Origin of the sequence: Mycobacterium sp., assembly GCF_049280035.1 — a bacterium.
In the GTDB taxonomy this organism is placed as follows: domain Bacteria; phylum Actinomycetota; class Actinomycetes; order Mycobacteriales; family Mycobacteriaceae; genus Mycobacterium.
Window position 1 is genome coordinate 1 of record NZ_JBAPPI010000060.1, and the last position, 5,610, is coordinate 5,610.

Genomic DNA, 5,610 nt, shown 5'->3' on the forward strand with positions numbered 1-5,610 from the left:
AGAAGGACGAGGCCGTCAAGGGCACCGTCATCGAGGTCGTCAAGGGTGGCTTGATCCTCGACATCGGCTTGCGCGGCTTCCTGCCCGCCTCGCTGGTCGAGATGCGCCGCGTTCGGGACTTGCAGCCCTACATCGGCAAGGAAATCGAAGCCAAGATCATCGAGTTGGACAAGAACCGCAACAACGTGGTGCTGTCCCGCCGGGCCTGGCTCGAGCAGACCCAGTCCGAGGTCCGCAGCGAGTTCCTCAACCAGTTGCAGAAGGGCGCCATCCGCAAGGGTGTGGTGTCGTCGATCGTCAACTTCGGCGCGTTCGTCGATCTCGGCGGGGTCGACGGTCTGGTGCACGTCTCCGAGCTGTCCTGGAAGCACATCGACCACCCGTCCGAGGTGGTCCAGGTCGGCGACGAGGTCACCGTCGAGGTGCTCGACGTCGACATGGATCGCGAGCGGGTTTCGTTGTCGCTCAAAGCAACTCAAGAAGACCCGTGGCGGCACTTCGCCCGCACACACGCCATCGGCCAGATCGTGCCGGGCAAGGTCACCAAGCTTGTTCCGTTCGGCGCGTTCGTGCGCGTCGAGGAGGGCATCGAAGGTCTGGTGCACATCTCCGAGCTGGCCGAGCGGCACGTCGAGGTGCCCGACCAGGTGGTTGCCGTCGGTGACGACGCGATGGTCAAGGTCATCGACATCGACCTGGAACGGCGCCGGATTTCGCTGTCGCTCAAGCAGGCCAATGAGGACTACACCGAGGAGTTCGACCCGGCCAAGTACGGCATGGCCGACAGCTACGACGAGCAGGGCAACTACATCTTCCCGGAGGGCTTCGACGCCGAAACCAACGAATGGCTCGAGGGTTTCGACACACAGCGCACCGAATGGGAAGCCCGCTACGCCGAGGCCGAACGTCGGCACAAGATGCACACCGCGCAGATGGAGAAGTTCGCCGCAGCCGATGCCGCCGCTGCCGAGCGGCCGCAGGCCAACGGCTCATCGGGCGAAGAACAGGAGAGCGGCGGGTCGCTGGCCAGCGACGCGCAACTCGCCGCCCTGCGGGAGAAGCTCGCCGGTAGCGCCTAACTAAGGCATGCTTCGGATCGGGCTGACCGGCGGTATCGGCGCCGGTAAGTCGGCGGTGTCGGCCACGTTTTCGCAGTGCGGCGGGGTCGTCGTTGACGGTGACGTAATCGCCCGCGAGGTGGTCGAGCCCGGCACCGAAGGATTGGCCGCGCTCGTCGACGCGTTCGGCGACGACATTCTGCTGCCTGACGGCGCGCTGAACCGTCCGGCGTTGGCTGCCAAGGCATTCAGCAGCGACGAGACCCGGGCCACCCTCAACGGAATCGTTCATCCTCTGGTTGGTAAGCGTCGCGCCGAGCTGATCGCCGCCGTGCCGGAAGATTCGGTTGTGGTGGAAGACATTCCGCTGCTGGTGGAGTCCGGGATGGCGCCGTTGTTCCCGTTGGTCGTCGTGGTGTACGCCGACGCGGAACTGCGGGTGGCGCGCCTGGTCGAACAGCGCGGCATGGCTGAGGACGACGCCCGCGCCCGCATCGCCGCGCAGGCTGCCGACGACCAACGTCGCGCCATCGCCGATGTCTGGCTGGACAATTCGAGCACCCCGGATGCGTTGACCAAGCGAGCTCGTGAGGTGTGGGACAGGCGCATCATGCCGTTCGCGGCCAATCTCAGTGCTGGCCAAGTTGTTCGCCCACCTGTCCGGCTGGTGCCCGCCGATCCGGCCTGGGCCGATCAGGCTGCGCGCATCCTCGCGCGCCTCAATGCCGCTTGTGGGGCAAAGGCGTCGCGGGTCGACCACATCGGTTCCACCGCCGTTCCCGGACTGGATGCGAAGGATGCCATCGACATTCAGGTCACCGTCGAATCCCTCGCGGTGGCAGACGAACTCGCCGCCGCCCTACGGTCGGCAGGTTATCCACGCATCGACGACGTCAGCAGCGACGTCGCCAAGCTCGACGCCCGCAGCACTGCAGAACGCTACGACCACAGTGGCGATCGGACGTTGTGGCACAAGCGGCTTCACGCGTCGGCGGATCCCGGACGCCCGACATTCGTCCATCTGCGGGTGGACAGCTGGCCCAATCAGCAATTCGCCCTGCTGTTCGTCGACTGGCTGAAAGCGAATCCCGACGTCCGCGACGAGTACCTGGCCGTCAAACGCCATGCGGAGCAGGCAGCATCCCCGGACGGAGACACCGAACGCTATCTGGCCGTCAAGGAGCCATGGTTCTCAGAGGCATACCGCCGGGCGTGGGACTGGGCCGACAAATCAGGTTGGCGGCCGTAGGCCTAGGGATTGGGCAGCGGGCCGCCGCAGGGCAGTACGCCGTTCATTGGATCGGTGCTACCTGGCGTCGGTTGGACGAACTGATCGACTTGGGTGGCGACGTTGTCGTCCACGTCGATCTCGCAGTGCACCTTCGCTGCATAGGGCCACCGGACCGACACTTGCATCCCGGCTTGCTTGGGGTCCGCCAGCACAGTGTTGGCCTCAAATGCGTTGCCGGGCATCGAGCTCAACTGAGCGGTGTTGGTTTGGTTGTCGTTGGTCACGAAGGTGGCCTGGCTGCCGGGGGCCACTCCGTCGACCCGGGCAATATAGGTGATGTTGTGCAGGTCGGCCCGCGCGGTTGCGGGAGTTAACTGCGAGCTGATAGCAGCGCCGGTCAAGGCGACGATCGCGATCCATCTGTGCATGGCAGAGCTCATGAATGCAGAGATTACGCGACCGGTTTTTTCCCGGCACTTCGTTGCCGGCAACCGCTACTCCGAGTCGGGCAGGCCGGCGAGGTAGGTCACGACAAGTCGTCGAGCGTGCGGCCGGACAACACCGATTCCGGCTGGGTTTGAACCGGATTCCGCCGGGCGTCGGCGTCTCTGCGCTTGATCAGCAGCCACGTCTCGTCCTCACCTTCCCGAATCCGGGTCAGTGCATAACCGCCGTGCAGCTTCTCGCCATTCAAGCGGAATGACAGGTGACCGCGGCCGAGGCATCTGGTCATTTCATATTCGGTCCGGTTGGCGTAAGTGCCGTAGTCCCAGACAATGACCTCACCGGCTCCATACTCGCCGTCCGGAATCACTCCCTCGAACTCTGCGTATTCCAACGGTTGATCCTCGGTGCGACGTGCCATTCGCCTGACCTTCGGATTTGTCGACGGCCCCTTGGGGATCGCCCAGGACACCAGCACGCCGTCGATCTCGAGGCGAAAGTCGTAGTGGTCGCTGCGCGCCGCATGGTGCTGGATGACGAAACACGGTCCGTTGCCGGAACGGCGGGCTCCCCGGCGGCGTCGCTGTCGTCCGCGTGGTTCAAGGCTGTTGCCTGACCGCCGCTTGCGTCGATAGTCGCTCAAACCCATGCCTCAGGGTTACCCGCTTCCGCGCAGGGAAACTCTGGGGTCCCAGCGCATGGCTCGGTCGCCGCTGACCACGGAGAGCTTGCGTTTGTGCCGCACATCACAAGATGACGTTTGCCGCGGCGTCGTTCGGGTTATTTGACATATGTATGAGAGGAGCCCGTGATGACTGTTTGGCTATGGATTGAAATCGCGTTTGCCATCGTCGTGGTGGTCGCCACGGTGATCGCCGCCGTAACTGTGATTAGCAGTCGCAGAAAAACTGAGCGACTCAAACAGCACTACGGCAGCGAGTACGAGCGCCTGGTGTCCGACACCGGAAGCGAGAAAGCTGCCAAGCGAGAACTCACCACGCGAGAACGCAACCGAGACAAGCTCGACATCGTCCCGTTGACCCCTTCGGCCTTGTCAGATTTCACCGCCCGCTGGCTAGAGGTGCAGAACGGGTTCGTGGACAACCCCGCCTCCGCCGTTAGCGTCGCCGATCGTTTGGTGACTGAGGTGATGCGCCAACGAGGTTATCCCGTAGACGATTTCGAGCAGCGGGCCGCAGACATCTCGGTAGACCACCCGCAGATCGTCGATGACTACCGCGCCGCCCACGGCATCCATATGTCGCAACATGAAGTCAGCACCGAGCAGCAGCGGAAGGCATTCGTGCACTATCGGGCACTGTTCGACAAGTTGCTCGAGACCACGACCGACAACGACGCTTCACAGGAGGCAACCGCATGAGCACCCATGAACAGTCAATTACCGATTCGCGCGATGCGCCCCCGACAATGGACGAGACCGCCTCCGTTACGCCCGAGCCGGCGCCCGTTGCCGAGACAACGGCGCCTAGTGCCGAGGCCCCCGCGGCGGAGCCGCCGGGCGCGGAACACGAATCGTCAGCCGACGAAGTGCTTTTTGCCGGCAATGATCTCGCGGAGCTGCGTGCGCGGTGGGCCGGCGTTCAGGCGGCCTTCGTCGACGATCCCAAAGAGTGCGTTCAGAAGGCGGACGCCTTGGTCTCCGATCTGGTCGACCAGCTCACGACTGGATTCGCCCAGGCGCGCTCGCGCCTGGAAGGGCAGTGGTCTCGCGGCGAGGCGGCATCGACCGAAGACCTACGCCTGGCTCTGATGCACTACCGCGAATTTTTCGAGCGCTTGCTTGCCGTTTAAAGTGGCTGTACTGCAACATGTTTCGATGATCAGCGCCACACGAGCCGCATGCCGTTGCCGGCCAGCCAGGCATTGAGGTCGTAGTCATTACAGGCGAGGCCGTCGACGGCGGCGACCGCCCGCCGCATCGCCTGCTCGCCGACCTCGGGAGTCAGCAGGCCGTAGCGGACCGCCTCCAGCAGCTCGTCGACGTCGGCCAATTCCGCGCCCCGGCCGGTGCGGATCTCGAGGTCGAGGTAATGGTCTTGGGAACGCCACACGACCGGGCCGGGCGTGTACTCGCCGACGTCCAGGTAATAGTCGTGGTCGCGTTCGTGGCCGGGGTTGAAGTGAAAAACCGTGGCGCGCAAACCCAGCGAAGGCAGCAACCACGACTCGAGGTAGTGGAACTGTGCGCGGCCCGGCGTCGGGCGGGCCAGGTAGAGGCCCCACGGACGCACGATGTACTCATCCACCGCCCGCACGATGCCTTTGGGATCGGTGTTGGTGCGGGCGTCTAGGTCGAATGTCTCGTGCTTGGGCGGATGGATGACGTCACCTGACCGGGATCAGCGGCGGAGCCGGATCTTCCAGCGCACGAAGCCGGCGTAGAACACGGCCAGCGCGGCCAGCATGCCCATGTCGAACAACCAGATTTTCCGCGTGTGCTGCCAGAACCGGTCCTGGGGGAGCAGCGAACCGGGTACTAGATGCCGGACGTCGACCGTCGACGACGCCGCGGCGTAGCCCCAGCGCGCCGGCATCAGCCAGGACAGCTGGTCGAGCCCCAGCCGGCCGGTCACCGGGACCATTCCGCCGCACAGCACGAGCTGGGCCATCACCGCCACCACGAACAGCGGCATGATCTGCTCGCTGGACCGAACCAGCGACGAGATGGCCAGGCCGAGGATCGCCGAGGCGACACATGTTGCGGCGACCGTCGCGAACAGCTCGACGGTGGCGGCGAGGTTGGAGTGTCCGAGCAGCACCGCCCCTCGGGTCGGCATGCCCTTTCCGATCATCACGATCGCGGTGATAATCGCCGATTGCAGGATCGCGAACCCGCAGAACACCGCGGTCTTGGCG

8 protein-coding genes are annotated in these 5,610 nt (G+C 64.5%); 4 read left to right on the top strand and 4 right to left on the bottom strand.

Going from position 1 to position 5,610, the window contains the following annotated elements; all coding sequences use genetic code 11:
* Together rpsA and coaE are read left to right on the top strand one after the other, a co-directional pair.
* On the top strand, positions 1 to 1,079 hold a 1,079-nt coding region (gene rpsA / locus WAN71_RS02045), incomplete at its 5' end, for a 30S ribosomal protein S1 (protein WP_422223733.1).
* Positions 1,080 to 1,086: 7 nt separating this feature from the next.
* A complete protein-coding gene (gene coaE / locus WAN71_RS02050) occupies positions 1,087 to 2,307 on the top strand; it encodes a dephospho-CoA kinase (RefSeq protein WP_422223734.1) in 1,221 nt (406 codons plus the stop codon).
* A gap of 2 nt (positions 2,308 to 2,309) precedes the next feature.
* Here the strand turns inward: coaE and WAN71_RS02055 are convergent, their stop codons facing one another.
* Positions 2,310 to 2,729 carry a hypothetical protein gene (locus WAN71_RS02055; RefSeq protein ID WP_422223735.1) on the bottom strand — a complete coding sequence of 140 codons (420 nt, stop codon included), beginning with the start codon at positions 2,727 to 2,729 and terminating at the stop codon, positions 2,310 to 2,312.
* A gap of 86 nt (positions 2,730 to 2,815) precedes the next feature.
* Positions 2,816 to 3,382 (bottom strand): DNA polymerase ligase N-terminal domain-containing protein, encoded by a 567-nt coding sequence (locus WAN71_RS02060; protein ID WP_422223736.1) that lies wholly within the window; start codon positions 3,380 to 3,382, stop codon positions 2,816 to 2,818.
* Between the two features lie 162 nt (positions 3,383 to 3,544).
* Between WAN71_RS02060 and WAN71_RS02065 the strand changes: the two genes are divergently transcribed.
* Together WAN71_RS02065 and WAN71_RS02070 are read left to right on the top strand one after the other, a co-directional pair.
* On the top strand, positions 3,545 to 4,114 hold the full coding sequence (locus tag WAN71_RS02065) for a hypothetical protein (RefSeq protein WP_422223737.1): 570 nt from the start codon (positions 3,545 to 3,547) through the stop codon (positions 4,112 to 4,114).
* A 47-nt stretch (positions 4,115 to 4,161) separates the two neighbouring features.
* The gene (locus tag WAN71_RS02070; RefSeq protein WP_422223738.1) at positions 4,162 to 4,545 is read left to right on the top strand and encodes a hypothetical protein; all 384 of its coding nucleotides are present in this window, start codon (positions 4,162 to 4,164) and stop codon (positions 4,543 to 4,545) included.
* A 29-nt stretch (positions 4,546 to 4,574) separates the two neighbouring features.
* On the opposite strand, the gene WAN71_RS02075 is transcribed toward WAN71_RS02070, so the two are convergent.
* Both WAN71_RS02075 and WAN71_RS02080 read right to left on the bottom strand, forming a co-directional pair.
* Positions 4,575 to 5,009: a DUF402 domain-containing protein gene (locus WAN71_RS02075; protein WP_422223739.1), complete on the bottom strand. Its 435-nt coding sequence runs from the start codon at positions 5,007 to 5,009 to the stop codon at positions 4,575 to 4,577.
* 84 nt (positions 5,010 to 5,093) lie between these two features.
* A partial coding sequence (locus WAN71_RS02080) for an ABC transporter permease (RefSeq protein ID WP_422223740.1) occupies positions 5,094 to 5,610 on the bottom strand: 517 nt, incomplete at its 5' end.

Bases quoted from the DNA above. Each gene is read 5' to 3' on its own strand.
- coaE (WP_422223734.1), top strand. From the start codon at position 1,087: ATGCTTCGGATCGGGCTGACCGGCGGTATCGGCGCCGGTAAGTCGGCG.
- WAN71_RS02055 (WP_422223735.1), bottom strand. From the start codon at position 2,729: ATGAGCTCTGCCATGCACAGATGGATCGCGATCGTCGCCTTGACCGGC.
- WAN71_RS02060 (WP_422223736.1), bottom strand. From the start codon at position 3,382: ATGGGTTTGAGCGACTATCGACGCAAGCGGCGGTCAGGCAACAGCCTT.
- WAN71_RS02065 (WP_422223737.1), top strand. From the start codon at position 3,545: ATGACTGTTTGGCTATGGATTGAAATCGCGTTTGCCATCGTCGTGGTG.
- WAN71_RS02070 (WP_422223738.1), top strand. From the start codon at position 4,162: ATGGACGAGACCGCCTCCGTTACGCCCGAGCCGGCGCCCGTTGCCGAG.